Origin of the sequence: Wolbachia endosymbiont (group A) of Therophilus tumidulus, assembly GCF_964277345.1 — a bacterium.
GTDB classification, from domain to species: domain Bacteria; phylum Pseudomonadota; class Alphaproteobacteria; order Rickettsiales; family Anaplasmataceae; genus Wolbachia; species Wolbachia pipientis.
Window position 1 is genome coordinate 535,237 of the sequence record NZ_OZ195515.1, and the last position, 26,835, is coordinate 562,071.

Consider the following 26,835-nt stretch of genomic DNA (forward strand, 5'->3'; position numbering starts at 1 on the left):
TTAAGTAATATTTAGGTCTATACTTTATTTTGATCGAAAAAAATCTTATGTATAAGACTTTAATCACGTGCTTTATTTTCCTAATTTGCTCCTTTACACAATCGTATGCGGATGATCTTGAAAAAACTGAAACTGAACTATATGAAGAAGCAGTTGAACTTTTTGACCAGAAAAAATATAAACAAGCTATTAGGGCATTTCATAAGATAGAGGATTTGTATCCTTTTTCTTATTGGGCAATGAAAGCAAAATTATTATCTGGGGTCTCTCACTATAATATGGGTAACTATAGCAGTGCTGCAAGTGATATGGATGATTATATATATGTTTATTCAAATGGTGAAGATTTACCATATGTATACTACTTAAGAGTATTATCTTATTACATGCAAATTAATAAAGTGCAACTTGGACAGCAAACTGCATATAAAACTTTAGAGCTAGCCACTGAGTACATTAATCTCTTTCCAGGCAGCGAATATGTAGACGAGATAAAGGAAAGAGCAAAATTAATCACAGAACATATATCAACAAAAGAGTATTCTATCGGTAAATTTTACCTGAGGCGTGGTGAATATTTAGCAGCAATTAAGCGTTTCCAGAATATGGCAAGCTATAAGGATTCTAAATATTTTTCTAAGTCTATTAACCATTTAATAGCAGCCCATTCAGCTCTTGGCCTTGACTTAGAAGCTGAGCAGTATGAAAGTATGTTATTAGCAGAAAACCTGCAAGATGCCAAGCCAGAGGCTTGAAAATTTGCTTTAGCTTTTTCTATGCTTTGATATATAATTAGGTTTTTAACTATTTGAATATGGCTGGTCATTCACAATTTTCAAATATAAAACATCGGAAAGGCGCTCAGGATGCAAAGCGCTCTCAAAAATTTACGAAGATGATTAGAGAAATAACAGTTGCTGCAAAGCAAGGGCTGCCCGAACTCAACCCGCGCCTTCGCTCTGCTATATTTGCTGCACGCAAGGAAAATCTACCAAAAGATAAAATAGAAACAGCAATAAAAAATGCAACTGGTAACATTGCTGGAGAAAATTACGAGGAAATACAATATGAAGGTCATGGGCCTTCTGGTACTGCACTCATTGTCCATGCCTTGACTAATAACCGCAACCGTACTGCTTCTGAGGTACGTTATATATTTTCTCGCAAGGGTGGAAACTTGGGAGAAACAGGAAGTGTTAGTTACCTTTTTGATCATGTAGGTTTAATTGTCTATAAAGCAGAGGGTGTGAATTTTGATGATTTATTCAGTCATGGAATCGAATTAGAAGTATTGAATATTGAGGAAAATGACAAAGAAGGATTACACGTTATAACTTGTGAAATAAAAGATTTTGGTAAAGTACGCGATGCCTTTTATGCAAAATTCGGAGAACCAGAACTTGCTCGTCTTTCATGGCAGCCAAAAGATCTGATTGAAATTAGCGATAAAGAGTTGATTGATAAATTATCTGCATTGGTTGAAGAATTAGAAGATAATGATGATGTACAGTATGTGGAAGGTAATTTTACTTTTGTTGATGCTGTTTAAATGATGAAGCTGATTGTATTTATGCTGCTCTTTATCTTACCGTTATATACCGCTGAAACATCAACAGATCTTGCACAGCCATTCCAGCATGGAATCAGAAAAAAAAAAGCTACTTTGACGACAGAAAGTGATAGAAAGTTGTTATTCATATCCAGTACCATAAAATCTTCCTTTTTTGCCACGGAAGGGTTGGCGCCAAATACAGTGGTGAAATTGATCAACATATATAAAGATTTCGGTGTTGATTTTAAAAAAGACATTGTGCCGAAGAGTAAATTGGAGGTTCTTTTTGAGAGATTGCCTAGTAATCAGAAGACTGAAGAAAAAATTTTATATGCTTCACTGACAATAAACAAGAAAGCTATTAGTTTATATCATTATAAATCGCAAGACGGCAAAGAAAGGTATTTTAATAAAGAAGGAATAAGCTTAAAAAATGGCGAAATTTTTGCAAATCCTTTAAATGGAGATTATCGCATATCCTCAAAATTTGGCAATAGAAAGCATCCTGTTCGCGGTAAAATTGCTTTTCACAAAGGAGTGGATTATGCAGCTAAACTTGGCACTCCCATATACGCTGCTGCAGAGGGTGTGATAGAATATATAGGAAAGAATGGTGGCTATGGAAATTACATCAAAATAAAACACAAAAATGAATATTCAACCTGTTACGCGCATATAAGTAGATTTAGTGGCGATATAAAGTTAGGCTCTAAAGTAAAGCAGGGGCAGGTCATCGCCTATGTTGGTAGCACTGGTGTTGCAACAGGCCCTCATTTACATTACGAAGTTATATATAACGGCAAACACATCGATCCGCTTACGATAGCGCATAAAACTGAAGTAAAATTGCCTGATCATGAATTAAGAGAGTTTAAACTATTTGTAAATAAGATAAATAAAACGATCAACAGAGAGAGTTCAAGTGAAAAAGAAGTTTAAAGACAATATGGATAAGAATACGATAAACGATAGAAATTTGAGTCAAATTCGGGCTTTTCCTGTACTAATAGCGCTAGGATTAATTTTATCGCTGCTTTTTTTGGCATATGACAGCACAATTGCACTTGGAGTTGCTGCCGTTTCAATTTTGACTTTTCTTCAAGGATTTTTTATTAATGACCCTAATGAAGCAAGAGTGATAGAATTTTTTGGTCATTATATTGGAACTTATTTTAAGTCTGGAATATGTGTAACGCTTCCCTTTTCAAGCAAATATATAGTTTCCCTAAAATTTCAGAATATTAACACAGAAAAAATAAAAGTTAATGATGCAAATGGAAGTCCAATAGAGATTTCTGCAGTAATTGTTTGGAGAGTGAGCAGTCCTGCAAAGGCGTATTATAATGTTAACAACTATCACGAATTTGTTTTTGTACAAAGTGACTCGGTAATTAGAGAATTGGCGAGCAATTATCCGTATGACAGCGAGAGCAATGAGGAATCTTTACGTAAAAATTCTGATAAAATTTCAGATGAATTGCGGTCAATGTTACAACAAAGATTAGATATTGCAGGAATTGAGATTACAGAAGCAAGAATATCGCATTTGGCGTATTCGTCCGAGATTGCACAAGCAATGTTAAGGCGTCAACAAGCACATGCTATCACTTCGGCAAGAAGGCATATAGTGCAAAATGCAATAGGAATTGTCGAGGAAGTAATAGCTCATTTTGAAAAAAACAAAAGCTTACAATTAGATGGCAAGCAAAAGGTTCAATTGATAAATAATTTGTTGGTTGCCCTAATCTCTGAGCAAGATGCACAACCGACGATTAGTTTAGATAATAATTAGCATAGAAGCCGATTGGGTTTCATAAATGCAAGTCACTATTAATTTCTTGATTAATAGACTAAATGATGTTATAAATTACACGCATTAGGGGTGCTCTAGAAAAGCTGAGAGTACATAAAGTACAACCCTTTGAACCTGATATTGTTAAAGCAAGCGTAGGAAAATGTATGTATATAAATATTGAAGAATGCTTCGGCTTCATTGCGTTAATTGCATCTCTAATTGGATTATCACCTCAAGTATATAAAGCATATATCACTAAAGTTACTCGTGATGTATCGATGTTAATGTTAGTAAACTATCTTATTTGTTCATTGTCTTGGATTGGCTATGGTCTTTACCAGAGCTCAATTTTTGTGGTGCTTAGCAATATTGCTGGATTAGTGATTAGCATAATATCAATTATTCAAAAATGTTACTACGATGCAAAACCTGCACCATGATCATGTGCTGCACTGCAGTACACAACAACAATATCGTTCTATTGTAGTGCTAAATGGAAAAATACCGAGCTCATCGTTTTTTAAACGAGATATACCTATTATTGCTGTAGATGGAGGAGCAAACAAGCTTCTATCAATTGGCGTAAAACCTGATCTTGTAGTAGGAGATTTGGATAGCGTAAATCTGGATTTACGTGCTAATTTGAATACGATATATCTACCTGATCAAGATTATTGCGACTTTTCTAAAGCAATGGCTCACTTAAAAACAGTAAAGTTATTGCCATCAATAGTAACGGGTATTACTGGAGGAGCAATTGATCACATACTACAGAATATTAACATTTTTCTAAGTACGGGCAGTATCTTTTACACACCTTCACCTCCCATGGTAGGTTACACTTTACAAAAAGGTATTACCCATTTTTTTTCTTTGCCAAAAAATACTAAAATATCTTTACTTGGTATACCGAGAGCTCAAATATCAACTAAAGGATTAAAATGGGAACTGCACCTTAGTAATCTTGCTTTTCCGGGAAAAAATTCTTGCTTTAATCGAAGTTTAGGCAATAAGGTATCCGTAGAAGTACACAGTGGTATATGTCTAGCAATGATTTATTTAGAGACAGTAGATGATGCTGCAAGACATCATGTGCGTCAAGTTAAGAAGTAAATAGACTTCTTGCATAACCCAAACTAAGTAGAAAAAAGGTATCATCCAAGTAGCTGACACTGGTTCCTTTATGACGTGTCATTCCAGTTTCAGCTACTTGAATGACAGCAGTCCTACGTCATACCGCCGCGGTATCTCTTAGCCGCTAACAAGCAGCGGTATGACGAATTGCTTAACCGTCATTACACCGTCATACCGCGATTCATTCGCGGTATCTCTTAACATAGATCCCTTACTTAACCGTCATACCTTAACATAGATCCCGCTAACAAGCAGCGGGATGACGAATTACTTAACCATCATCTACACCGTCATACCGCGATTCATTCGCGGTATCTCAAAGCATAGATCCCGCTAACACGTAGCGGGATGACGAGCTTATCGTCACGCCGCCGCGAACCGTCATACCGCGATTCATTCGCGGTATCTCTAGATCCCGCTAACAAGCAGCGGGATGACGAATTACTTAACCATCATTACACCGTCATACCGCGATTCATTCGCGGTATCTCTTAACATAGATCCCCTACTATACCTTAACATAGATCCCGCTAACAAGCAGCGGGATGACGATTGTCGTTTAGCTATAAACATTAAGAAATTTACCAAACGAAAAAAAAGGCAAAAGAAGCCCTGAGGTTATTATCCGCTTTAAAATATTGGCGTTTTTTATGTTTTAAACGCTTGACAAGCGAGATTCAGCCGCTTTTAATTGCAACTAACCTACGCTGCAAATGTTTAAGAAATTTACTAAGCAGAAAAAAAGACAAAGAATCCCCGAGTTAGCTAGTCTTTTACTATCTCTGTCGAGTATTGGCATTTTTTGATGTCTTGTAACGCTTTATAAGCGCGTTCAGCTTATTTAGATAAAAATCTAGATGTAGATGAAGTTTTGTAAAGACATACAGTATCTATATACTGCAAAAAATTGAACATAAGACGCCGATACATTAAGTAATCCTTACCTTTTAATCTGCAGATTGGCGAAAGCAAATACAATAGCTTCAGTTTCATGATAAGTGGGCTGGCGGAGTTTGTCAAGCAAGTTTTTTCGTTTCTACTGAATGACAGTTGTGGCTTGGGAGGTAGTGCAAGAAGTCTATTGTATTACTGAATTATTAATAATTCAGTAATAGTGCCTGCTATGTAGCTAAAATTTTCCTTTAACTTAAGCTATATGTAGCTAAAATAACTTGGGTTTACCGACAACCGTCATCCCGCTGCTTGTTAGCGGGATAACGCGGCGGTATGACCCTGACTTGCATTAGCTATGTATAATAAAGGGAATCTATGACAAAAGAATCATTGGTAAAAACTGATATAGTGAAAGTTGAAGACAAAAAGGCGGTAAGAAGCTTTTTTAAAATACTAGGTGGAGTGGCAGATGCTGTAAGATCGTGGATTGGTAACATCAGTCCTGATTTAAGCAACAGTCGCGATATCGATAGTTTAGTCTTGAAGATGAACGAGTGCTTAAATCCAAAGGGAGGGGAGGTTTCAGCACGTAAAAACGCTGTATCTCTTGGTAACTTGTACTTAAGCTTATCAGAGAAAGGTAAAATAAAATTTCTACAAACCCTGGCAGAAAAATTTAATCCGAATAAAGCGGAAATAGATGAGAAAATTAGAGAGTATAAGAAAAACCAAGATCCCGAGTTAAACTATAAATTTGAACAGGATTTAATAAAAATTCTTGAATCACCGCGTTCTAAAATATTGAAGCAATTTATTTCTTTACCAGAAGGCCTTAAGTTTATTGTTGATATGCGTTCTGATGTGCTTAAGCTAAAAAACCAACATAGAAGCTTGAATCCACTAGAGAACGAATTAAAAAATATACTCTATACTTGGGTTGATGTTGATCTACTCGATCTTCGTCAAATCACTTGGGATTCACCTGCATCATTGCTAGAAAAACTTATAAAATATGAAGCTGTGCATAAAATTTCCTCTTGGGATGACTTAAAAAACAGGCTGGGTCTCTGTTTTGCTTTTTTTCATTACAAGATACCAAACGAACCTCTAATTTTTGTAGAGGTTGCATTGGTGGATAAGATTGCAGATAGCATTCAACACCTTTTAGATGAGTCAGTACCTTCAAATGATCCGAGTAATGCAAGCACTGCTATATTCTATTCAATATCAAACACTCAAGCAGGGTTATCTGGAATCAGCCTTGGTAATTTTTTGATCAAAAGGGTTGTAGAAAAGCTATCACAGGAGTTTAAAAGTATAAAAACATATGCAACTCTTTCTCCAATACCTGGCTTTACGAAATGGCTAAAAAACAATCTAAACCAAGATGTCACTTTATTGGGCAAACTAAATATAAAACAATCTAGTGCAGAAATTTTAGAAAGTGCAGAGCAATTAAAAATTAACGTTGAATGTATAAATGAAACTAAACAATGCATGCTTAAACTATGTGCATATTATTTACTAAAAGTGAATAATAGTAATGGAAATACTTATGACCCGGTGGCGCATTTTCATTTAAGCAATGGCGCATCAATAAAACAATTAAACTGGATGGCGGATACTTCTGAAAAGGGTATTAGTCAGTCAGCCGGGATGATGGTAAATTATCTATATGAGTTGCCTAAAATAGATAATAATCATGAAAACTATATGGTTAATAAAGTGATTTCCTGCTCGAAAAAAGTGTCGTCTATGTTGAAGGAGTAAATAGTCTCTTAATAAAGGATTGCCCTCACAACACTTAAAATGTAAAATGGTTCTACTTAAGTAAAATAGCCATAAATGAACAACATAAGAAATTTTGCAATAATAGCGCATATAGACCACGGTAAGTCAACGCTTGCTGACCGTTTAATAGAGGAATGTAACGGCCTTGAAGCAAGAGAAATGATCAATCAAATACTCGATTCAATGGATATAGAGCGTGAACGTGGCATTACAATTAAAGCACAGACGGTAAAACTTAATTATACGGCAAACGACGGTAATCAATATTGCCTAAATCTCATGGACACCCCAGGTCACGTTGACTTTTCTTACGAGGTAAGCCGAAGCTTAGCCGCATGTGAAGGTTCACTTTTAGTGGTAGATAGTAGCCAGGGCGTTGAAGCACAAACCCTTGCAAATGTATATAAAGCTATTGACAACAACCATGAAATAATAGTTGTGCTCAATAAAGTTGATCTTCCTGCTGCAGATCCAGAAGGGGTAAAACTCCAGGTTGAGGAAATAATTGGTATTGACGCAAGTGAGTCAGTTTTAATATCAGCAAAAACTGGACTTGGAATAAAAGATGTACTGGAAGCAATAGTAGCAAAACTTCCAGCTCCTCAAGGTGATGTAAATGCTCCATTGCAAGCAATTTTGGTTGATAGTTGGTATGACACTTACTTAGGAGTAGTAATTTTAGTGCGAGTTAAAAATGGAGTGCTAAAAAAAGGCATGAGAATTGTTATGATGTCTAATAATGCTACATATCAGATAGATAATATCGGTATTTTCACCCCTAAAAAAGTGATGACGGGTGAACTTTCAGCGGGTGAAGTTGGTTTTATAACTGCTTCAATGAAGGAAGTAGCAGACTGCAAGGTAGGAGACACTATCACTGAGGAAAAGAGACCTTGTAGTGAAGCACTTCCTGGATTTAAAGAAGTGCATCCTGTGGTATTTTGTAGCATTTTCCCTCACAAAACGGATGATTTTAAATATCTAAGGGAAGCTCTAGAGAAGTTACATTTAAATGATGCAAGTTTTACCTTCGAAGCTGAAACTTCAAATGCACTAGGCTATGGATTTCGTTGTGGTTTTTTGGGAATGTTGCATCTTGAAGTTATTCAAGAAAGACTCGAGAGAGAGTTTGATTTAGACCTAACAGCAACTGCACCGAGTGTTATATATAGGGTTACAACACGAAGTGGTGAAATTTTGAATATTCATAACCCAAGTGATATGCCAGATCCAACGAAAATTGAAATTGTGGAAGAACCATGGATTACTGCAACCATAATGGTCCCTGACCAATACTTGGGAGAGATTCTATCTCTATGTGAAGAAAGGAGGGGAGAACAGGAGGATTTATCTTACATTGGTAACACAACAACAGCATTGTTAAGATATAAATTACCACTGTCTGAAGTTGTTTTTGACTTTTATGATCGATTAAAATCAATTTCCAAAGGATATGCAAGCTTAGATTGGGAAATTTCCAGCTATCTGGTAAGCCAAATAGATAAATTAAGCTTTTTAATTAATGGAGAGCCCGTAGATGCATTAGCCTGTATTGTTCACAAAAGTAGGGCAGAAAAAAGGGGGCGTGAAATATGTGCACGCTTGAAGGATCTAATACCACGTCAGCAATATAAAATCGCGATTCAAGCGGCAGTGGGCGGAAAAATTATTGCCAGAGAAACTATTAATCCATATAGAAAAGATGTAACAGCTAAACTCTATGGTGGAGATGTAACGCGAAGAATGAAACTACTTGAAAAGCAAAAGAAGGGTAAAAAAAGGTTACATTCTATAGGGAACGTAAATATTCCACAGAATGCTTTTATTCAAGCCTTGAAGATAAGTGATTGATCTTAAAAGACTTCTTGTATAGTTTTTGGCAACAACCGTTAGAAACGAAAAAACTTACTTGACAAACTCCGCCAGCCCCCTTATCATGAAAATGAAGCTATTTATTTATCTTCTCTGTACAGATTAAATGACAAAAAAACTCACGTATCTGGCGTCTCATGTTTAATTTTTTGCACTATGTGCACCTTATGTCTTATCAAACTTCTACCTACATAAGCTGAAACGCGCTTATAAAGCGTTTAAAACATAAAAAAACGCCAACTTAAAAAATGGATAGTGAATAACTAGCTACCCTAGGGTTTCTTTTGCCTTTTTTTCTGTTTAGTAAATTTCTTAATGTTTCTAATTTAGATTAGTTGCGGTTTAAAAGCAACTGAATCGCGGTTATTAAGCATTTAGAATAAAAAAACGCCATACTTGAAAGTATAATGTAAGTAATTAGCCAACCACGGGGCTTCTTTTGCCTTTTTTTTCCATTTGGTAAATTTCTTAATGTTTATGGCTAAACGACAACCGTCATCCCGCTACTTGTTAGCGGCTGAGATACCGCGGCGGTATGACGTAGGACTGCTGTCATCCCAGTGCTTGACACTGGGATCCAGTTGAGCTATTTCAACAAAAATACTGCATTTGAGATGAACGTTCCAGACTTATTTACAAATATAACAATTAAAGTCTGGATTCCAGCGTCAAGCACTGGAATAATATCGTTTACTATGTCTATATTACAATATTTGTGCAGTTGTGTATCAACTACTTTTGTGGCACCGTTTGTTATTCAATCTTTATGCTAGTTTTACTAAAAATTATAGTATTTTAGGTATAATTGCAATATCTAAATTTAAGGTATAGAGATGAACCCTAGGAAAGTTTTTAATATTCTTTTTATAGTATTATTTATTTCTTTTTCTCATGTTGGGAGTGCTGCCGCTGACACTAATACTGATACAACTGCTCAAGTAATATGTAACATTATTGGCTACGTTTGGGGAATAGGCGGACCACTTATGACCGTAGTGATAATAGGTGCAGCTTTGCTTGCGATATTTGGTAGAATGCCATGGCCAGCTCTTTTTGCACTCGGTATATTTTGTGCTGTATTTTTCGGTGCTAAAACTATCGTCATAAAAGTAATGGGTGGTATAGGCGGCACTGGAAATACTTCTTTGATGGACCAATGCGGAACAGGAGACACAAAAAAGAACTATTTTTTTCTAAAACAGACCTGATGCACGGCTTCAACTATATCTTCCACTTGCGGTAATGCTTTTTTTTCTAGATTTGCAGCGTAAGGTAAGGGGATGTCCTTGCCAGTTACACGTACAACTGGAGCATCAAGGTAGTCAAATCCTTGTTCCATAACAACGGCTGACAGCTCTGCTCCTATTCCTGCAAATGGCCATCCTTCTTCTACACTAACTAACCTATTAGTCTTCTGAATAGAGTTAATAACAGTTTGAGTGTCAAGTGGTCTTAAGGTTCTGAGGTCAATAACTTCAGCTTCTATACCTTTACTCGAAAGTAAATCTGCTGCATTTAAGGCATCCATTAATTTTAATGAAAAAGCAGTGATAGTTACATCCTTTCCTTCCCGTATAACAGCAGCTTTGCCTATCTCAAGTAGATAATCTTTGTTTGATAGCTCAGAGTCAGAAACTTCATGCTCATGTCCATAAGCTATTTCGTTTTCTAGAAATATTACCGGATTAGGGTCACGAATTGCAGCTTTAAGCAGACCTCTGCAATCTGAGGCAAAATAGGGTGCTATTACTTTTAACCCCGGTATATGCGAATACCAAGCTGCAAAGCATTGAGAATGTTGTGCAGCAACTCTTGCTGCAGCGCCATTTGGTCCACGAAATACTATAGGGCATCCAAGTTGTCCGCCTGACATATAATTTGTTTTTGCTGCGGAATTCACAATTTGGTCAATAGCTTGCATAGAAAAATTAAAAGTCATAAACTCGACTATTGGCTTTAATCCAGCAAATGCCGCTCCAACAGCAAGGCCAGCAAATCCATGTTCGGTAATAGGCGTATCAACTACTCTGTTTTCTCCAAACTCTTTCAGTAATCCTTTCGTTACTTTATAAGCACCATCATACTCTGCAACTTCTTCACCCATGATAAGCACATCAGAGTCGTTTTGCATTTCTTCTCTAATTGCTGTGCATAAAGCTTCTCTTACACTTAAGGTTGCCATTTATAAACTTTTATAGACTTTAACTAAAGTAACTATATCAGAATTACTGGGGGTAAGTAAAGTGTACAAATTAAGTTTTACAAACATCATGACCAACTCATTCCAAAAAAAAATCTTCTCACGCTTGCTGGTTTTGGTTGCTAAAAATGATTGTATTGCTTGTGTTTTTAATAATATATACTGCTAAGTTAATAATAATTCACTTGGGAATAACAGAAAAATTCATGATAATTTTATATTTCAAATAGAATAAAATCCTTTTTATTGATACTGTCTTTTTTTGTAAAAAACATTCCTAACTTTTCCACCACTTTTTCTGGCTAAGGTCAGTATGACTTTTGCTTGAAATAACTGTTTATATGGTGCAATTTACAGCTTTTAGTTGCTAAAATTATAACTCTTAATTTAATAATTTTAATCCAGTAAGCTTTCAGGTTAATAAAATTAAATTATTTGAGTAAATGCAATACCATGTCTTTATTTGTGGGTAATAATAAGAATAACGAAGGTTGGCTCAACTACACTTCTATAATTTCAATTTTTATGTTAATGCTGTATAAAAGAAGTTTCTTTTGTCTGTGTCCACTTGTTTGAACCCAACCTTCTTTCTTGTTCTGGACTTAACACGTGAAGCGCGTAACTGAAATCTTCCTCACTCACTATAAGCCGTCTTTGCGCACCAGCGCTAATTTTTGCTTCATTCACTAATTGCTCTAACTCAGCCCCAGAATAGCCTTCAGTCTTGTCTGCAATGTCTTGGAGGCTTAGCTTTTCATCAGTTTTTGTACCTCGCATATAAAGTGCCAATATCTTTTGTCTCACCTCTATGTTTGGATTAGGGACATAAACCTTCTGACCTAAACGTCCAGGTCTAATAAGTGCTGGATCTATACCACCGATAAGGTTAGTTGCACCAATTACCATTATATCTTTTCTGCTCTTAAATCCATCTATTTCAGTTAACAACTGTGTTAAACTCTCTCGACAATGGTAAGCTGAGTTATTAGCGGTACTTCTTTTTTGAGCAACTGCATCTATTTCATCTATAAAGACTATACAAGGAGAATATTTTTTTGCTATTTTAAAAAGCTCGCGTACAGCATGTGCACCATGACCAATATATACTCCAATAAGTTCAGGACCTGAGAACCTGTCTTGAAAGGAACTAAGCAGCTAATTTAGCAAGCATAATAGTAATCATATTAAAGGAGATATTAGTTTTTGAAGTAAGAGGAGAATGCTCATAATCCTTGCTCATACGTCTAAAATTGGAAAGCCAAGCAAAAGTTCTTTCAACAATCCACCGTTTAGGAATAACTTGAAATCCTACAGCATCAGCTGCTTTTTTAGTAATCGTCAATAAACATCCTGTTTTCAATAAACAGTAATTTTGCAATTTACCAATATATCCCTGATCAGCGAGAAACCTTTGTAGCGTTGGAGCTTTTCGTTTAGCTTGAGTAAAAAGATTTAGAGCACCATCACGATCTTGAATGCCTGCACTATGAACATCAGCTGTAATAATTAGGCCTATTGTATCCACAATGATGTGACGTTTTCTACCCTTTATTTTCTTGCCAGCATCATATCCTCTGGATCCCCTTTTTGAGTGGTTTTCACTGATTGACTATCAATTATTCCTACCGAAGGTATTTCATTTTTGCCAACCATTTTTCTTACCTTTTTTACTAACATATCGTGTATTTCTTCCAATTTGCCACTATTACGCCACCTGAGAAAATAATCATACACCGTTTTCCATGGCGGAAAATCTTTTGGCAGCATTCTCCACTGGCAACCACCTTTCATTATGTATCTTATTGCATTAATAATTGTTCTAATATTGTGCTTTCTTGGCCGTCCTATTGCACCTTGTGCAACACTTGGCTCCAAAATTTCCCATTCTTTGTCACTTATATCACTTGGATACATTTTTACCTACTATTTTTTACTTATCTCATCATATCCTCTTTCTCATTTCTTTTCAAGACAGGCTCTGAGATGCTTATGAAATTCATATTTGATTCACCTGCAATTGCACGAGCGATAAGTGTTTTACCATTTCCAGGAGGGCCATGTAATATGTAACCTCTTAGTGAATTAATACTTTTATTTCCAAACAGCTTGCGCATTTCTTCTGTCATTTGGTCACAGCAAATCATCTGCAACCGTTGTTTTAAGGAGTCATCAATTATAGCATCAGCAAATGTTGTTCTTTTATCATCTGAATTAGCTAATTCTATTGATATAGGCAGCTCTACTTCCTTTAGTTTGCTGAATATTTGATCATATATAAACCAAGCAATAAAAAAGAAAACGACAAGTAACACACAAGGCATAGCTTCACTAACGTAATGTGCAGCTAACTCATACCCTTTACTGAGCAACATTGTATGCATATAGGCAAACAAAAAAGCGATAGAGACAATAGTTGCCACGCATAGTAAACAGATTGCAATTCTTTTTAGTAATTCTGAAATTTCAATTTTTTTCATCTTAATACCTTATACCAATTTTAAACTAAGAATAATTTTATCTAGCTTACCTATTTTAGCTTGATTAGAGCGTTCAGAAAAATTATCAAGTACGTACTTTAATTTATTAAATACTAAAAACAATATATCACCATATTGTCACATACATCTTTAAAGTTTACCAAATTCATTTTCAAAAAACAAGATTTTATTATTAACCCGAATTCTGGATTAGATTTTAGGTAAATTATTGAAAGTCTTGAATTTTACTAAATTAGTAACTAGTCTTAAAATGCTTACTGCTTTATCGTAAATGCTAAAACAATAAGCTATTGATATTCTTGTTTTTTTTAATCTCCAATCCAGAATTCGGGTTAAAAACGCTAACTTGTATCTTCAAGAAGTAAGACATAATAGCTCTAAAATGTCTTGCAAGGAAAGGTAAAGCTGAACGCTAACTTATGCCAGAAAAATACCGTCTTGTTTGCCTTTTTGAGTAGTATCATCTTATTTTTCCTGTAAATTTTGTTTATAACGCCTAAGATTTACGATATTTTAATCCCGGTAGAATATCTTATAAAATCAGATTATATGTTATACCTATGGAAATAGATAACTTTCAGCAATATTACAACCAAGAAGAAATGAAGACAGTAGACCTCTTTCGAAACTCATATAGACAGCTCAAAATTGTGAATTCCTGCTATTAAATTGAATCTCAAGCCAAAACGTTTTCTCCGATTGCGGTATCTGTCTGCAATAATTTTGAATCTTTTTAACAGACCAATTACATTAGACCTCTTTCGAAACTCATATAGACAGCTCAAAATTGTGAATTCCTGCTATTAAATTGAATCTCAAGCCAAAACGTTTTCTCCGATTGCGGTATCTGTCTGCAATAATTTTGAATCTTTTTAACAGACCAATTACATTCTCAACTACTACTCTTTTGCTTGCTAGCTCCCGATTTTCTACCTTTTTTTCCTTAATTAAGGGACTCTTTTTCATCCTTCTGTGTGGCAACTCGACATTTTTGTGAATTTTCTGAAAACCTCTATAGCCAGCATCGGCTAAAACTTTTATACCTTCTGATACATGCACTTTTGACTCCTTGAAAAGCCGAAAGTCATGCTTTCTCCCGTTTGAAAATGACGTACAAATAATTTTCTTGCTCTTCTTTTCTGCAATTATTTGTGTTTTTAGCGTATGTTTTTTCTTCTTTCCTGAATAAAATCTTTTCTGCTTTTTTTTGGTCTCTCTACAGGTGTTTCCGTTGCATCAATCACCAAAATCTCATATTTCACGTCGCTTTTTAGGAGTTCTTTTCGTCCTGGCAATGCGAAATCTTGGTGTTGTATTAGAGTATCCTCTACCCATTTTACAGTTTTATATGCCGTACTTTCACTTACTCCATAACTTTGACTTATGTGAAAATATGTACGGTATTCTCGTAAGTATTCTAATACCATGAGCAGCATATTCTCCTCGTTTAGCTTATTTTTCCTTCCTCCTTTGGCTTTCTTTTTTTTATTTTCTTCACATAAAATCCCTACCATTTTGTTAAATGTTGATCTCTTTACTCCTGTTAGTCGACGAAACTCCCCTTTATCGAGCTCTTTCACTATTTCATACTTCATTTCTCCTTACCTCAAAATTACTATTTTTACTGCTTTATCCTAGTTTCGAAAGAAGTCTAGTTAAATCCTGTAACATAAATACTCCCATAATAAAGTTGAAATCAGTTATTCCATTAACTGCCAGCGACCATCTATCTTGTCGACAGTCTTGCGCAGAACACGGTTTCCATTGCGTAACTCAAAAACTATTTGACATGCGGTTTTTTCATCGTCATTTTCTTCATCCTTCCGAAACATCACCATACCTGTAGTGTAGAAGCCCCTTAAAGACCCAGCACCGCTTAAACCTTGAAATGGATCTTCTTCCAGCATTTTTTTGGATAATTTTTTAGTGTGGTGGGTAAGTATTATACCGGCATCTGGATTAATAACATTTCTCAGTCTTTCAAGCGTTTTTTGCAGGAAGAATAGCATAGCGCTGTTATCGTTCTCATTACCATATTCACCTGAATTAAAGATATTTCGTAGAGGATCTATGGCAATAATATTAGGTTTAAAACATTTTTCCTCCAGAGAGTTTTTTATTTCATCTATCTCTTCACTACTAAACGATAGTTGTACTCTTGGCGTGATCATGAAGTTGTTTGCACCAATATCCAAAAGCTCTTTATCAAGTTTTAACTCTTGTAGACGCTCTTTTAAATATCCATCATCAATTTCAGTCTGCAGACAGAGAACTTTCATAGGACGACTTGGAGTCATACCCAGAAATGAAACTCCTGCTGCCATGTGCATGAGCCATGAAATTAGAAAATCACTTTTGCCGATTTTAGGTGGGCCACCAAATACCAATAAACCTCTCGGGGTTAGTATCCTTGGATATATGATGTCTTCTGGTATCGGTGTTGGGTCACTTAAATACTCTTTTACATTGAAAAAAGGAATTTTTTGACTAATGGTGAAAAGGTTTTGTTCCATATTATTCTCCGATTTTGAGATTAAATTTAGGCAGCAGTAGAAACGGCTTTAATTTTCATAAGTAATTTTCCCAGATGCGGTTCTTCAATCATATTCAGGCAACCGCTACGATCTTTAGCTGGATATCCCCAAGAATTAATCGTCTGACAGACAAATGAACGTACTTCTGTACCATCATCTTTCTTGATCCCAACCATGCTGATTACTTCATCAACAATTCCAGGGAGTTCACTGGCAGTTTTAGCCCCTTCACATTGAGGTAGCCAGGTTGGACGATTGCAATCATCAAGATACTGACCTAATGTACCAACTATGATGATGTCTTTATCCCGAATATGCTGAAACTGATTGAGCCAAGCCATCATCTCCTGAGCAAGTGTGCCGTAAGCAGCTCTTTTGTCTTCCCTTCCCGATCTATCGGAAAAAGCTTCAGGTTGCATCCTTGCCCATAAAAGACATAAACGTGATGCAACAGTTATACTGTCGATAAAGATAGAGCGATATTTAGAAATCTCCGAAAGAAGATCTTTGTACTTGCCAGATACATGCTCATAGTGCCTTTGACTATATGCCTGATCAGATCTCAATGCGGGATTGGGACCACCAATAAGACAAGCAATATCTCTTGCTTCATTCCAAGTGCGAATCTCAGTTGAATCTCCTTTCCAGTCCTGAACTGCTAAAAGCCCTGCTTCAAAATCAAGACAGAGTGTTGTCGACTCATCGAGAGTTTTAAGTAGACTAGTTTTGCCGATTCCATAAGGTCCAAAGATTACCATTTTTACACCTGTTACTGTTTTTACTCTTTCTTCGTTACTTATTATTTTTAGAGTCATAGTTCTCACCCCCTATATATATAAGTTCAACATTTAGCGCATATGTGTTCACTGTTTTTTACGAAATATAAATTTTCAGGTGTGGAAATTTCTTACTTATTCGCTTGAGAATCTTGTAGATGGTTGTTCTCGATAAACCAGTAATTTCAGAAACTTCAGCTATATTATAGACTTGAAGTTTGTTACAAAGATCTTGCCAATGTGGTGGTAATTGTTTAATCAAATCTTCAACATCTGAACATGCTGCAACTTTGCTTTCAAAATCACAATTTTCATCAACCAAACTATCCAAGGTTTCATTGTCAAGAAAGGCAATATCTCCACCATATTTCATACGTTGTTTTCTGTTTATAAGATTAACGACACGATTTTTGACCACTTTGTCTGCGAAGTAGGAAAAACTACTTTTACTTTTTTCGTGTTGCTTGAGACAAGGCCAAATCTCACAAAAAAGTTCTTGTTCTATATCTTCAAGAGTGTCATGGGCAAAACATCTAAAAGACTTCATGTATTTAGCATAATCTCTTACCTTCTTAACTAATGTATAATTAATCTTAGAGTATTTATTTTTAGACTTCATAGAAGCTCCATAAACAGTTATATGGCTTAAGGATGAAGTCTATTGACCTAATCTTGCAGGGCATGGGAAAAACTCGTTCCCCTATGTAGAAAAATTAACCTACTGATATTCAGGTGTTTTTTGTTGAGACATCCCCAATGTGCAAAATTTGTTCAGACATACTTATAGATGTTTTCATACTGTTTGAGTTATTTCCGTTTTGGAAAGTACTGAAATTTCTCAATAAGGCCTTCATATAATTTTTTTCTTTACAATGAATAAAAATGACGTTAAACTTATGTATAAGTTTATTTGCACCAATGGAATCATTAGGGATACCTTTTATTTGCCTTTTAAAGGGTGTTACAAGCGTTGGTTAGGTCAGAGTGGTATATTTTATCCTAAGATCATAGAATCGCTTTAAAACGCAATTACGGGCTTTTTCTTTCCCTTTGTTCTTTTCTGAAAGTTCTCTTAATAGTTTTTATGAAATTTTGCTTAGTAATTTATTTCTATTCTTACTAGTTTTTATTATTATTTATATTATATGTATGTATAATATTTACATATATTATATAATATATAGGTTTTCGGAAATTGGAAAGCAGCCAGTCTGGCGGGTTTGAGTGTTACCAAATTGACTAAATTTTTTGGAAATGGAAACATAACATTTTTTACATTGAGTAGCAAAAAGTTGCCGAATTTCAATAGGTTAGCCGCAATATACTCTCATTTCCAAAACTTGGTAAATTCTCCGGAAATGGTGGAAATTGGGTATATGCGGAATCCATTTTTTCTGTTGCTTTTAGAGAGACAAAAAAAGCCCACAAAAGAGTAGAAAAATTTTTAAAAGTGGATTTTTAGGAGTTAGCTATTTCAAACTTTCCTGCACCGAGCTTAAATTCGCCTTCGCCTCTTGCAAAAGGACCAGTTGCAATATCAAGCCATTTATCCTCTTTTGAGTCTGTGGCCATACCTTTTACCACCTTATTTTCATTTAATAAGATCTGTGCTAAATGCTCAAGTTTATGCCTACTAACATCATGAAATGCAGTTGGTAATCTATGCCGCTGTTTGAATACTCCTGGCCCACCTGTGTGCGTAAAAGGATGTCCCTCTTCTGCTGCAACTGCAATAGCTTGCACAAGTATCTTCTTCAAGTATTCATCAGATAATTTTTTAAGCTTAAATTCCTCAGATATGTCCTCAAGCAAACCAGTTGAAGAACGTAAGTAAGTTCTTATACTCCTATCTGTTGATCCGTTGGATTTAACTATTGCTCCTTGATATACTGCATTATTAACTTTATTTATCTTGAATGTCTCAAATACAATGTTCTGATTTTCCGCAGAGGCAGGCCATAATGCAAAAGAACACCTTACACCATCAACAAGTGCAGTAGTTCCTCTTATCGCCTCTCTTGCTTGTTCCACAGTTGTGATTGGCCCACCACATTTAGGTTTTCTCATATGATGTGCTACAATTATAGCTGCTCCTGTTTCACTTCCTAAACTCGCAAGTAACCCCATTGTATACCATCCCATCTCTGGATCTGCATTTATATCAGCATGTACAAATGATGTTAATGGATCAAAAATGATAAGTTTTAAGTTGTTAATTGAGGTTAATTGTTCCCTAATATCTTCAAATTTTTCTGAAGTTTCAGGACATTTACCACGCATATTAGTTTTTACTACAGAAAAAGATTCCCCTGTATTTGGCATTGGCACAATAAACAACCTATCCTGATATTCTGCCCTTTTACCCTCAGGATCAAGACGATCAAGGCGACGGTGTATTTCATCTGCATCATCTTCTGCTGAAAAAATCACTACTGATCCATGCTCAGTAACCAAAGGACCAAAACCGCATAGTTGATCTATATCACTTGCAACCTTAAGCGCTAAGTCAAGAAGAAGCATACCTTTGCCGGTATCTCCCATTGCAGCTACTATTGAGGTAACACCTAAAGGAAATAAACCATCAACAAGAAATCTTTGTATTGGTGCTTGACCTAAGTAACGACCTATACTCCAGTCCAAAATTTTCAGTGGCTGTTTGGTAGATTTTTTTCCGATGAACTCCGAAACATTTATTCCCTCTAACACACCATCTGCAACATCCCAGCCTTTCGGTTTATTTTGTGGAATATTAAGAACAACAAGTGATGCAACTCCAAGCTCTGAAAGCTTTTTTTTAGCATTTTTAGCATATTTTTTACCTGCTTCATCATTATCTGGCCAAATAATAATATTTTTACCCTTAAGCGGTGTCCAATCTGTTTTATCAATAGGTGCATTTGCTCCAAACATTGCTGTTGTTGCAGTAATTCCTTTCTCTATGAGCGCTTCTGCACATTTTTCTCCTTCAACCAGAATAATCTTATTAGATTTTAGAATACCTGGAATGTTGTAGAGTGGCCTTATATCCGGTTCGCCAAAACTCAGCTTTTTAACATCAAAAGGACGATATTCTTTTTTTCTTTCAGGTAGATCATATCTGTAGACTATGACGATAACTTGGTTGTTCTCATCGTAGTAGTTCCAACTACAAGTCATGTATTGTTCTAGATCTTTGATACTTCTTCTCTCTCTAGTATGTTTCTTTCCAAGCCATTCACTTATTGAAACCATTACCTCAGAAAACTCTGTTTTGGCGTTTTTTCTATGCACAGCCGCCCAAAGATCGATAATGTCACCACCATCTCCTGTTGCAAAGTCGTTCCACAATCCGGCTTTACTGCCACTTAGCTCTACTCTTAAACTTTTTCCTTTATTACCCCAGATATCACCTACTTGAAACTCATTTCTGCAAAAAGTTCCATTAGGTAGTAAATACGAAAGACAAGATCTGATGTTTTGTAAAAGCTGTGTTTTTAGATCTGCTGTCTCTTTTGTTGAAGAATAGTTTTGTGCATATGAAATATTCATAAACTCTCCAGTTGCCTTAATTAATATAGTTCAATATTTTTTGGAGAAGTGTCCACGTGCAGCAGTTGCAACTATAGTATTTTCTAAAATGAATGATAAATTTCCATTATGGTATTACCAACCAAAAGTTGTAAGTCTGTATATTTATGCATTAAAGGTCTGAGGCGGCTTTTGATGGTATTCCAACAATGCTCTATAGGGTTCAAATCTGGTGAATATGTTGGTAGATAGAGCAAACGGCATCTAGCATTATCTATTAACTCCTTTGTTTTGGGAGTTTTATGGAATGTGGCATTGTCCATAACTATTGTAGTACCATGTGGCAATTTAGGTAATAACATCTTCTCTAACCATGTATTGAATACCTCTTTGTCACACCCACCTTTGAAAGTCATTGGTGCAATAAATCTCTTTCCAATCCACCCGCCTATTATACTGATTCTCTCTCGTTTTCTTCCTGGAATATCTGCATAAATTTTCTTTCCTATTGGAGCACGTCCATACTCTCGGTATAACCTATTATCAACTCCTGCTTCATCTATATATAAGATGCTGGAATGGTCTATTTTTGAGATTTTATCGGTAAATCGCTGCCTATCTTCTTGATTGCGCTCTTGATATAGTGTAACTTTTTTTTAAAGTAATTCTTAGCTGTTTCAGCCTATACCAAATTGAATTTATTCCAAATCCAAGATTTTGTTTCATCTCTGCCAGCGTATGATCTGGATTCTTTTTAACATATTCTTCGAGTATTTTTGGGTCTATTTTTCGAATAAAGCTGCCGTTTTTCGATGGCCTTAGGCTTTCACCAGCGGCTTTCTTTCTTAACCAGCGGTACAGAGTTGCTATTCCTATCTCCAAAAGCTCTGCCACCTCAACCTTTGACTTCCCTTTTTCTATCATCGATACTGCCCTTTCCCTTAAATCCACACTATACGCCATTATAACTCAAATAGCTTATTATACCTTTATCATTTACTTTGGGAAGTACTATATTGCAAGAGTTTATAAAATTTTCTGGTGAGTTTATTGATGAAACAAGAGAAGTTTAAAAAAAAACTGAACACTTTTTCGAAAAAAGTTGAACTTATATTATTAAGGGGGGAATGAAACGCATATCTCTCTGATGGGGTAGCATGAGATTCCTGTTGTTGGCCAACAAAAAAACTATAAACCGCTTTTTGATAGTACATTTGAGGAGCCAAACGATATTTAGTGCTACTCATAGTTTTAAATAATAGCAAATGCTAACACTAGACCTCGGCAAACAGACAGGTTGGGCTATTCTTACAGATGGAGTAATCCAAAGTGGCAGTGAAAATTTTCATGGTAGCCGCTTTAGTGGAGGTGGAATGCACTTCTTAAATTTTCGTAGGTGGCTCAATGAGATGAGGGAAAGATTTTCAGATATTGAAGCAGTGTATTTTGAAGAAGTAAGAAGACACCTTGGAACTGATGCTGCTCATTGCTACGGAGGCTTTCTAGCTCATTTAACAGCGTGGTGCGAGGAAAACAATATACCTTATCAAGGTGTACCTGTCAAGACCATAAAACGTTTTATCACGGGCAAAGGCAATGCAAGTAAGGGTGAAGTTATTGAAGCTGTAAAGGGAAAAGGGTTTATTCCTCAAGATGATAATGAGGGGGATGCTTTGGCATGATGTTCTATGTTAATAATTTTAGTAAAGATTTTAATATGCTAAACATCCTATAGAAAGTGGGTCCTTCCCGCCAGCCAGGCTGATTTGGGCGCGAAACCCCGGGTCCTCTCTAGCGTCAGACGTATTTTGATTATTAACTTTTTAACAAGTCCTTCCACTAATATGAACTTAGCAATACACTATTACCCCGTTGAAAATCTTGTCGAATACGATCGTAACCCTCGTAAGAACGATGATGTAGTAAACAGAATGTGCGCCTCTATTCGGGAATTTGGTTTTCGTATTCCGATAGTTGCAAAAAGCGATGGCACTGTGGTAGATGGTCATTTAAGGCTTAAAGCAGCAAGAAAACTGGGTATGGAAAGTATTCCAGTGGTGCTCAGTGATAATTTAAGTGAAGCCCAAACCAAAGCTTTTCGGTTACTAGCAAATCAATCAGCTAACTGGGCAAAGTGGGACGATGATCTTTTGAAGTTGGAAATTCAAGAGTTAGAAGACTTGGAGTTTGACCTTAAAATGACTGGGTTTGAGCTGGAAAAAGTCCAACGTTTTCTCGACAACATTGATGGAGAGGTAGAAAGAGGAGAAAAAGAGGGAGTGGAATTGGTTGATAAAAAGTCAGTAGTGTCGAAACCAGGGGATCTATGGATTTTAGGTGGTCATCGAATCTACTGTGGTGATAGTTGTCTGGTTGAATCATTTAAAGCGGTACTGGACGATAAAATGGCAGATATTACCGTGTGTGACCCTCCATATAACGTAGCATATGGTGACAGTCAGGAAAGAGAAGACAAAAAAATACTAAACGACAATCAAGGTGAAAATTACGAATTGTTCCTGTATGACATTTGTACTCACATTTTAGCATACACCAAAGGTGCAATTTACATCTGTGCATCATCATCTGAGCTTTCGACCTTGCAAAAGGTATTTGAAGAAGCAGGTGGTCGTTGGTCGACATTTATCATTTGGGCGAAGAATCATTTTACACTGGGAAGATCTGATTATCAAAGACAATACGAAACAATACTCTACGGTTGGAAAAACGGCAATAAACGTGAGTGGCATGGAGGACGTAATCAAAGTGATCTCTGGTTTCACGACAAGCCAACGTACAACTCACTACATCCAACGATGAAACCAGTGGAGTTAATGGAGAGAGCGATAGTAAACAGCAGTAGACCAGGAGACATAGTTCTTGATCCATTTAGTGGTTCTGGAAGTACATTAATTGCATGTGAGAGAACAGGAAGAATATGCAGAACCATAGAACTTGATTCTGCCTTCGTAGATGTAACGATAAAGCGTTGGCAAGTATACACGGGAAGAGAAGCGATACTTTCCAATACTGGCAAAACCTTTGCCCAAATTCAAGAAGAAAAACGGTAAAAGAAGGGAGAAAAAAGTGGAAGGAGGAAAAATCACACAAACAGAATGGGCAAGGGAACAAGGGTTTGCCAAGCAATATGTCTGTTATTTAGTAAAGAAAGGAATAGTTGAGCTGAAAGATGGATTAATTGACCGAGAACAAGCAAATAGAGCAATAGAAGCAATTAGAGATCCAAGTCAACCACTGAGGAGAAAAGGCAGAGAAATTGAGGAAAAAAGGGGAAACACCAGTGAGCTCTCTACGATGCTGCTAAAAACCAGGATAAAAAATGAAATGGAGCGGGGAAGACTGCTCGAGGCAAAAGCAAAAGCTGAAATTGGTGAACTTATCTCAGTAGAAGAAGTAAAGACTGAAGCATTTAACGTTGCAAGAGTGGTAAGAAATAATCTTTTAAATATCCCAGACAGAGTATCAGCATTACTGGCATCGATGAACGACACAGAAAAGATCCATAGAACGTTAACAGAAGAGATTACCAATGCACTTGAAGAATTATCGAAAAATACATTTTAATGACTACTGTTAATTTATATTCAAACAATTTAAAATTATTAAAGAAAATTAGTAGATGCCTTATAATAATAGGCTCAATAGCTATAAGCATCTCTATTTCTACAGCATATGCTGGAATAATTGCAGTCATTATTCTAAGTTGTTTTGCTAAAGACGCAACTGATATCCACTGTAAACAACCAAGTTCTACTTTTACCGATATGGAAGTAGAAAATGTAGCAAAATTTTGGCAGGTAATGGTGTGATATATAGCAGTAGCTTTTATGCAGGATTAAAGCCAGATCCGCTACTTAAAGTATCAGAGTGGGCAGATAGAAATCGTCAACTTTCAACGATAGCATCATCAGAGCCAGGGAAATGGAGAACAGAGAGAACGCCGTACCTTAGAGAAATAATGGATTCGCTGTCACCATCTTCATCGGCTGAAAAAGTAATATTCATGAAAGGAGCGCAGATAGGAGGAACAGAGGCAGGAAATAACTGGATCGGCTATATTATCGACCAAACACCAGGTCCTATGCTGGTAGTACAGCCAACAGTAGAAATGGGCAAGCGTTGGTCAAAGGGAAGATTTGCGCCGCTCATTGAAGATACGCCATGTTTAAGGAGTAAAATAAAAGATCCAAGGTCGAGAGATTCAGGCAATACTGTACAAAGTAAGGAATTTCCGGGAGGAACGGTAGTAGTAACAGGTGCCAACAGTCCAGTGGGTCTGCGCTCTATGCCGGTAAAATATCTTTTTTTAGATGAAGTAGATGCATATCCAGGAGATTCAGGAGGAGAAGGAGATCCAGTTTTACTCAGCATAGCCCGAACTAATACATTTACGCGGCGAAAAATCTTTTTAGTTTCAACACCGACGATTCATGGAATAAGCAGAATAGAGAAGGAATTTGAGAGTTCAGACAAACGATACTTTTTTGTACCTTGTCCACATTGTGATCACTATCAGGTGCTGAAATGGCCACAGATAAAGTGGAAAGATAAAGAACCCTCAACAGCCCACTACGTTTGCATAGAGTGTAGGGGAGAAATAAAAAATCATCAGAAAACAGAGATGCTAGCTAGAGGTGAATGGAGAGCAACTAGGGAGGAAGGAAAAAAAGAGGCAAAAAAAGGGTTTCATTTATCGAGCTTGTATAGCCCAGTTGGTTGGTATAGCTGGAAACAAGCAGTAGAAGATTACCTGCATGCAAAGGAAAATGAACAATTACTGAAAGTTTGGATAAATACAACACTCGGAGAAACCTGGGTAGATAAGGGAGAAGTACCAGACTGGAAGCAACTATTTGAGCGTCGAGAAAATTTTCCGATAGGCATGGTGCCAAAAGGTGGAAAAATAGTGTTAACGGCAGGGGTTGATGTACAAAAAGACCGCTTAGAAGCAGAAGTAGTAGCATGGGGTATGGGTCGTGAAAGTTGGTCAATAGACTATCAGGTATTAGAAGGTGATACTGGAAGTGGAGAAGTATGGGAAAAACTTTCAGAGCTTTTGAATCATCATTTTATCGGTGAAAATGGGCTTGAATATATGATAAGTATGATGGCGGTTGATGCTGGGTATGCAACACAAGAGGTATACAACTGGGTAAGAGGTCACCAAGGCTCTGGAAGAGTGATGGCAGTAAAAGGGGCAAACAAAGCGCTAGTGCCACTGAGCAGCCCAAGTAGAGTAGATGTAACAGTTGGCGGACAAAAGCTAAAGAGAGGAATAAAGCTGTGGCCAGTTGGGGTATCGATATTGAAGTCCGAGCTTTTTCAGCTACTTAATGTTTTAAAAAACGGGCCGGGGTATTGTCATTTTCCAGAGTATCCACCTGAATATTTTAAGCAACTTACTGCAGAACAACTAATTACCAAGGTAGTAAAAGGGTATACCAAACAAGAATGGCAAAAGATAAGAGACCGAAATGAAGTACTAGATTGCAGAGTTTACGCAAGAGCAGCATCAATAGCACTAGGAATAGATAGATGGCCAGAGAGTAAGTGGGAGAGTTTAGTAGGTGAAAAAGCTAAAAAGTCAAAAAGAGTAAGAAAGAGCAAGTGGCTAAGCGAGAAAAATGTACAGTGAAGAATACTTAGCACAAGTAGAAGAAGCGATAAAGAAGCTACAGAGCGGAGAAAGAGTAGTATCAATTGCATATGGTGACCATGTGGTTAGGTATGGAGAAGTACAGATAAAAGATCTATTGGACTTAAGACAACGCATAAAATCTGAATTGAAAATCGCAGGTGTGAAGCCGAAGAGAAAGATTGTTATTTCAACGAGTAAGGGAATATAAAATGGATCAAGAAAAGTTAAATGTTACCGTAAGTTTTGAAGGTGAATTGGCTCGATATCTGAAGGATATAGCGGAAATTGACAACAGGACTGTGGAAGAAATGTTAGTACACCTGGTAACGGAAGCACTTGAAGAAGACATAGAATTTTCAAAAATGATTGAAAAACAAGATGCTGATGGTGAAGAGTTAATTAGAACTGAAGACGTGATGAGGTATTATCTGAGTGAAGAAGGTAAACAAAAGTACGAAATCGCGTATTTAAAAGATGTTCTTGAAAAAGATTTTCCAGCTATACCGCCAACGGTAAGATCGAGAATTATAAAGGCAATAGAAGAGAAACTTACAACTGATCCGCTGAAAGCTGGCATACCATTACGTGGTAAATTAAAGAAAGATTAAGAGTGTTAAATAGTG

At 36.4% G+C, this 26,835-nt stretch carries 26 protein-coding genes, 2 pseudogenes and 1 riboswitch; of the genes and pseudogenes, 16 read left to right on the forward strand and 12 right to left on the reverse strand.

Annotation, left to right across the window (positions count from 1 at the left end; all coding sequences use genetic code 11):
- The first annotated feature begins 47 nt into the window (after positions 1-47).
- The 9 genes from ACICQD_RS02880 to ACICQD_RS02920 all read left to right on the forward strand — a co-directional run bounded on the left by ACICQD_RS02880 (position 48) and on the right by ACICQD_RS02920 (position 10,246).
- Entirely contained in the window at positions 48-755 is a 708-nt protein-coding gene (locus ACICQD_RS02880; RefSeq protein ID WP_213862790.1) for an outer membrane protein assembly factor BamD, read from the forward strand.
- Positions 756-814: 59 nt separating this feature from the next.
- Positions 815-1,549, forward strand: a complete 735-nt coding sequence (locus tag ACICQD_RS02885; protein WP_264373829.1) for a YebC/PmpR family DNA-binding transcriptional regulator — start codon at positions 815-817, stop codon at positions 1,547-1,549.
- A gap of 3 nt (positions 1,550-1,552) precedes the next feature.
- Complete coding sequence (locus ACICQD_RS02890; protein WP_395461532.1) at positions 1,553-2,491, forward strand: M23 family metallopeptidase; 939 nt, start codon at positions 1,553-1,555, stop codon at positions 2,489-2,491.
- 7 nt (positions 2,492-2,498) lie between these two features.
- Positions 2,499-3,344, forward strand: coding sequence for an SPFH domain-containing protein (locus ACICQD_RS02895; RefSeq protein ID WP_010962624.1), 846 nt, complete (start codon positions 2,499-2,501; stop codon positions 3,342-3,344).
- A 76-nt stretch (positions 3,345-3,420) separates the two neighbouring features.
- Positions 3,421-3,523: riboswitch (TPP riboswitch) on the forward strand.
- Positions 3,512-3,787 carry a SemiSWEET family sugar transporter gene (locus ACICQD_RS02900; RefSeq protein WP_006280002.1) on the forward strand — a complete coding sequence of 92 codons (276 nt, stop codon included), beginning with the start codon at positions 3,512-3,514 and terminating at the stop codon, positions 3,785-3,787. Its footprint overlaps the riboswitch before it by 12 nt.
- A complete protein-coding gene (locus tag ACICQD_RS02905; RefSeq protein WP_010962623.1) occupies positions 3,768-4,460 on the forward strand; it encodes a thiamine diphosphokinase in 693 nt (230 codons plus the stop codon). Before ACICQD_RS02900 ends, ACICQD_RS02905 begins: the two co-directional genes overlap by 20 nt.
- Positions 4,461-5,750: 1,290 nt before the next feature.
- Entirely contained in the window at positions 5,751-7,145 is a 1,395-nt protein-coding gene (locus ACICQD_RS02910) for a malonyl-CoA decarboxylase (protein WP_395461533.1), read from the forward strand.
- Between the two features lie 75 nt (positions 7,146-7,220).
- Entirely contained in the window at positions 7,221-9,017 is a 1,797-nt protein-coding gene (gene lepA, locus ACICQD_RS02915) for a translation elongation factor 4 (protein ID WP_395461534.1), read from the forward strand.
- Positions 9,018-9,871: 854 nt separating this feature from the next.
- Positions 9,872-10,246, forward strand: coding sequence for a TrbC/VirB2 family protein (locus ACICQD_RS02920; protein WP_006279664.1), 375 nt, complete (start codon positions 9,872-9,874; stop codon positions 10,244-10,246).
- Here ACICQD_RS02920 and ACICQD_RS02925 read toward each other — a convergent pair.
- The 12 genes and pseudogenes from ACICQD_RS02925 to ACICQD_RS02980 form a co-directional block, all read right to left on the reverse strand.
- Positions 10,222-11,220, reverse strand: a complete 999-nt coding sequence (locus tag ACICQD_RS02925; protein WP_010082654.1) for a pyruvate dehydrogenase complex E1 component subunit beta — start codon at positions 11,218-11,220, stop codon at positions 10,222-10,224. The genes ACICQD_RS02920 and ACICQD_RS02925 overlap by 25 nt on opposite strands.
- Positions 11,221-11,766: 546 nt before the next feature.
- Positions 11,767-12,393 (reverse strand): AAA family ATPase, encoded by a 627-nt coding sequence (locus ACICQD_RS02930; RefSeq protein WP_395461816.1) that lies wholly within the window; start codon positions 12,391-12,393, stop codon positions 11,767-11,769.
- Positions 12,386-13,152 (reverse strand): IS5 family transposase gene (locus tag ACICQD_RS02935; protein WP_395461506.1). Its coding sequence is split into 2 segments (ribosomal slippage): positions 12,386-12,825 and positions 12,825-13,152, totalling 768 coding nucleotides; the frame shifts between segments, so codons are not numbered across the junction. Before ACICQD_RS02935 ends, ACICQD_RS02930 begins: the two co-directional genes overlap by 8 nt.
- 20 nt (positions 13,153-13,172) lie before the next feature.
- Positions 13,173-13,715 carry an AAA family ATPase gene (locus ACICQD_RS02940; RefSeq protein ID WP_395461535.1) on the reverse strand — a complete coding sequence of 181 codons (543 nt, stop codon included), beginning with the start codon at positions 13,713-13,715 and terminating at the stop codon, positions 13,173-13,175.
- 650 nt (positions 13,716-14,365) lie between these two features.
- Positions 14,366-14,488, reverse strand: a pseudogene (locus ACICQD_RS02945) (IS5/IS1182 family transposase); the annotation flags it as partial.
- Between the two features lie 16 nt (positions 14,489-14,504).
- A protein-coding gene (locus ACICQD_RS02950; RefSeq protein ID WP_395461446.1) for an IS5 family transposase occupies positions 14,505-15,331 on the reverse strand; the annotation gives its coding sequence in 2 pieces (ribosomal slippage) (positions 14,505-14,944 and positions 14,944-15,331; 828 coding nt in all).
- 105 nt (positions 15,332-15,436) lie between these two features.
- Entirely contained in the window at positions 15,437-16,249 is an 813-nt protein-coding gene (locus ACICQD_RS02955) for an AAA family ATPase (protein WP_395461536.1), read from the reverse strand.
- A 26-nt stretch (positions 16,250-16,275) separates the two neighbouring features.
- Complete coding sequence (locus tag ACICQD_RS02960; protein WP_395461537.1) at positions 16,276-17,085, reverse strand: ATP-binding protein; 810 nt, start codon at positions 17,083-17,085, stop codon at positions 16,276-16,278.
- A 58-nt stretch (positions 17,086-17,143) separates the two neighbouring features.
- On the reverse strand, positions 17,144-17,665 hold the full coding sequence (locus tag ACICQD_RS02965; RefSeq protein WP_395461538.1) for an RNA polymerase sigma factor: 522 nt from the start codon (positions 17,663-17,665) through the stop codon (positions 17,144-17,146).
- Positions 17,666-18,504: 839 nt separating this feature from the next.
- Positions 18,505-20,574, reverse strand: a complete 2,070-nt coding sequence (locus tag ACICQD_RS02970; protein ID WP_395461539.1) for an AAA family ATPase — start codon at positions 20,572-20,574, stop codon at positions 18,505-18,507.
- 83 nt (positions 20,575-20,657) lie between these two features.
- Entirely contained in the window at positions 20,658-21,149 is a 492-nt protein-coding gene (locus ACICQD_RS02975) for an IS630 family transposase (RefSeq protein ID WP_155968340.1), read from the reverse strand.
- A gap of 19 nt (positions 21,150-21,168) precedes the next feature.
- Positions 21,169-21,516, reverse strand: coding sequence for an IS630 transposase-related protein (locus ACICQD_RS02980; RefSeq protein ID WP_155968342.1), 348 nt, complete (start codon positions 21,514-21,516; stop codon positions 21,169-21,171).
- Between the two features lie 302 nt (positions 21,517-21,818).
- On the opposite strand from ACICQD_RS02980, the pseudogene ACICQD_RS02985 reads away from it, so the two are divergent.
- The 7 genes and pseudogenes from ACICQD_RS02985 to ACICQD_RS03015 all read left to right on the forward strand — a co-directional run bounded on the left by ACICQD_RS02985 (position 21,819) and on the right by ACICQD_RS03015 (position 26,820).
- Positions 21,819-22,288, forward strand: a pseudogene (locus ACICQD_RS02985) (crossover junction endodeoxyribonuclease RuvC).
- Positions 22,289-22,397: 109 nt separating this feature from the next.
- Positions 22,398-23,624, forward strand: coding sequence for a DNA modification methylase (locus tag ACICQD_RS02990; RefSeq protein WP_395461540.1), 1,227 nt, complete (start codon positions 22,398-22,400; stop codon positions 23,622-23,624).
- 16 nt (positions 23,625-23,640) lie between these two features.
- Positions 23,641-24,138 (forward strand): hypothetical protein, encoded by a 498-nt coding sequence (locus ACICQD_RS02995; RefSeq protein ID WP_395461541.1) that lies wholly within the window; start codon positions 23,641-23,643, stop codon positions 24,136-24,138.
- Positions 24,138-24,383: a hypothetical protein gene (locus tag ACICQD_RS03000; protein WP_395461542.1), complete on the forward strand. Its 246-nt coding sequence runs from the start codon at positions 24,138-24,140 to the stop codon at positions 24,381-24,383. The genes ACICQD_RS02995 and ACICQD_RS03000 overlap by 1 nt, the downstream gene beginning before the upstream one ends.
- A complete protein-coding gene (locus ACICQD_RS03005; protein WP_395461817.1) occupies positions 24,380-26,209 on the forward strand; it encodes a phage terminase large subunit family protein in 1,830 nt (609 codons plus the stop codon). Before ACICQD_RS03000 ends, ACICQD_RS03005 begins: the two co-directional genes overlap by 4 nt.
- Entirely contained in the window at positions 26,199-26,420 is a 222-nt protein-coding gene (locus ACICQD_RS03010) for a hypothetical protein (RefSeq protein WP_395461543.1), read from the forward strand. Before ACICQD_RS03005 ends, ACICQD_RS03010 begins: the two co-directional genes overlap by 11 nt.
- A 1-nt stretch (position 26,421) precedes the next feature.
- Positions 26,422-26,820: a type II toxin-antitoxin system RelE/ParE family toxin gene (locus ACICQD_RS03015; protein WP_395461544.1), complete on the forward strand. Its 399-nt coding sequence runs from the start codon at positions 26,422-26,424 to the stop codon at positions 26,818-26,820.
- Positions 26,821-26,835: the final 15 nt, after the last annotated feature.